Annotated in this window: 3 protein-coding genes; 1 reads left to right on the top strand and 2 read right to left on the bottom strand. The window is 62.6% G+C overall.

Annotated elements, in window-relative coordinates:
* On the top strand, positions 1–793 hold a 793-nt coding region (locus ACBR42_RS16930), incomplete at its 5' end, for an SDR family NAD(P)-dependent oxidoreductase (RefSeq protein ID WP_371208811.1).
* Between the two features lie 129 nt (positions 794–922).
* On the opposite strand, the gene ACBR42_RS16925 is transcribed toward ACBR42_RS16930, so the two are convergent.
* Both ACBR42_RS16925 and ACBR42_RS16920 read right to left on the bottom strand, forming a co-directional pair.
* Positions 923–2332: a DHA2 family efflux MFS transporter permease subunit gene (locus ACBR42_RS16925; RefSeq protein ID WP_371208810.1), complete on the bottom strand. Its 1410-nt coding sequence runs from the start codon at positions 2330–2332 to the stop codon at positions 923–925.
* Positions 2333–2380: 48 nt separating this feature from the next.
* Positions 2381–2920: hydrolase (locus tag ACBR42_RS16920; RefSeq protein ID WP_371208809.1), on the bottom strand; the 540-nt coding region annotated here is incomplete at its 5' end.

Here is a 2920-nt window from a genome sequence, read left to right as displayed (position 1 = left end):
CGACGCGGCAAACGGCATTCACGCCGCGATCGGCTCGGCCAAGCTCGACGTGATGGCGCTCGATCTCGGCGACCTCGCGTCGGTTCGACAATTTGCCGCTGCGTTTCAGGACAGATATGACCGCCTCGATGGCCTCGTGAACAATGCCGGCGTCATGAACACCCCTTCGGGTCGCACCAAGGACGGGTTCGAACTCCAATTCGGGATCAACCATCTCGGCCATTTCCTGCTGACGGCGCTTTTGACCGATATCCTCAAGGACAGCGCGCCGTCGCGCGTGGTCATCGTGTCCAGCTCGTTCCATGAGCAGGCGGTCGGGCGAAAGGCGATGATCCACTTCGACGACCTGAATTACGAGCACCGCAAATATGATGGCTGGGAGGCTTACGCCCAATCGAAGCTGGCCAATGTCCTGCACGCCCGCGCGCTGGCGCACCATCTTGCCGGAACCGGCGTCGTGACCGGCAGCCTGCATCCCGGATGGGTGCGCACCAACCTGTTCCGCACGACGATGCCGCTATGGCTGCACAATCACGCCATGGCACCGATCTTCCGCATGGCGGGCATGATCGAGCCGTGGGAAGGCACGCAGACCACCTTGCATGTCCTTCTCGCCCCCGAGGTGGTCGGGCAGTCAGGCAGCTTCTTCGCGCAGGCGGGCGGGCCGTTCAAGGACAAGACCGCCAAGCGGGGAGGCTGGCCGATGTTGTCGCCCAATCCTATCGCGCGTGATGATGCGGTCGCGGAGCGGCTTTGGACCGTCAGCGCCGAGCTGACGGGCGCGCCCGCATGACGGGATTCAGCCTGCCGCGCCTCCACGGGCTGACCGTCATTTTTCGCCTCAAAGCAGAAAAATTCAGCAGAGCTTGCCTGAATTTGTTTTTTTTGGTGACCGCTCAAAGTACAGTCACGTCGAAGGTTGTCAAGTTTCGCGGTTGTTTTCTGAGTGGTTGATGAAGCGCGTCGTGAGCAGCAGAACGCCATGAAATAACGCGAGCACTCCAAATGCTTCGGCAAAAGCCTCTGATGGGATATGAGACGGACCGGTTGTCGCGAGCCGCCATCCAAGGAATGTGGCGCACACCGTGGTCAACGTCGGCCCCCCGATCCTTTGCATGATGTTCAGCGCAGTCGTTGCCATGGGAATATCGTCCCGAGCGATCGACGCATACCCCGCGCTCATCGCCGGAATGCCCACGGCTCCTCCGCCACCACCGCGCAGAAGTAGGGCGACGCTGAGCAGGGCGGCGTTCAGACCGTTATAGGCGAGCACAGCCAGAATCAGTGTTCCAACCAGCGAAAGCAGCGCGCCGCAACCGGTCAGATCGCGCGCGTCAAACCGGTCACTCAGACGACCAATGAGCGGATAGACGCACATCATTCCCAGGCCCAGCGGCGCCATGAGCAGGCCCGTCCGCTCGGGCGAGACACCGCAGGCGTGGATCAGCCATACGGGTAGAAGCATCTGACCAGCGAACGACACTCCGTTCGTCAGAAACATGATGATCGCCGACACCGAAAAGGCGGGCGCACGCAACAGGCGCAGGTCGATCAGCGCATCGTCGCCCTTGCGTCGCGCGGATCGGATATACAGGACGAACAGCACAAGGGATGCGCTCAGGGTCGCCTGCCCGTAAGGTCGGGCGATGTGATCCATGCCGTAGAGAAACAACACCAGGGCAGGGCCGAGCAGCCCGAGCCCTGTCAGATCGAGCGGACGGGCACGCGCGCCCTCTCTGTCGTCCGGGAGAAACAGGACGGCGAGGACAAAGGCCGCCAGCCCGACCGGCACATTGAGAAGAAAGATCCAGCGCCACGACGCGACGGAGAGGATGGCTCCCGCGACAACGGGTCCGAGAAGCGGCGCGAGCAGAACGGGTGCCGTCATCGCACTCGCAACCCTCGGCATCTGTCGGCCCGCCACACGGGCGACCGTCATCTGCGCCATGGGAGCAAGCAGGCCGCCAGCCATGCCTTGCAGCAGGCGGAACGCGATCAGGGACGGTGCCGACCATGCCAGCGCGCAGAAGCCTGATGTCAGCGTGAAAGCACCGAAGCACCATAAATAGACCGCTCGCCCCCCGAGGCGGCTTACGAGCCATCCGTTCAGCGGCAACGTCAGGGCGAGCGCCAGCAGATAACCGCTGACCACCCATTGAACGCTTGAAAACGGCGCGTGCAGGGTCCTAACGAGATCGGGGAGCGACACGTTGACGATCGTGGCGTCCAGTTGCGCCATGAAAGACCCGATCGCCGCGACGCTCACGATTTTCCAGGTTCCGGGAGGCAGTTGATCCGAGCCTTGGGCTGGCAACGACGTTCCGGCGTTCATGAATGATCTCGCCGGGAACCGCGAGACGCGCAGATGTCCGCCATTCGCTCACGCATCCAAGGCAATCGCCTCGCTGGTCGTCACGCGGCCAAGACGAGGAAAAATCTCCTCGCAGGCAAAGCGCTGCATCTCTTCGGTGAATGTGGACATAACATCCTCGGCGAGCACGACGTTGTATCCATGCTCATGAGCCCCCCTGGCGGTGGACTCCACGCCCAGATTGGTCGCGATTCCGCCCAGGACGATGGTGGTGATGCCGCGCCGCCGCAACTGAAGGTCGAGATCCGTGCCGTAGAAGGCACCCCATTGCCGTTTCGTGATACGCAGATCATTCGGTCCGGCGAGCCCGTCAACCAGTTCGGTCCAGTCGGGAGCAAAGCCTCCGGGCGGCGAAAAGGAGCGATCGACGACCGAATGCACCGCGTCCGCGAAATCGGGCGCGAACGCGACATTCACCAGAATGACGGGAGCACCGGCGGCCCGGAAACGCGCCGCGAGTTCTTTCGATCGTTCGACGATCGTGGCCCCCGGTATCGGGGCCAAAGGCAGTCCCGTGATTCCCTTCTGGAGATCGATCAGGACGAGGGC

Origin of the sequence: Komagataeibacter sp. SM21 (genome assembly GCF_041402665.1) — a bacterium.
GTDB classification, from domain to species: Bacteria; Pseudomonadota; Alphaproteobacteria; order Acetobacterales; family Acetobacteraceae; genus Komagataeibacter; species Komagataeibacter saccharivorans.
The sequence above is the reverse complement of the archived record's forward strand: the minus strand, read 5'-3'. Positions and strand labels throughout refer to the sequence as shown.

What these genes read in the sequence shown, in the direction of transcription:
- ACBR42_RS16925 (WP_371208810.1), bottom strand. Translation starts at nt 2,332, where the DNA reads ATGAACGCCGGAACGTCGTTGCCAGCCCAAGGCTCGGATCAACTGCCT.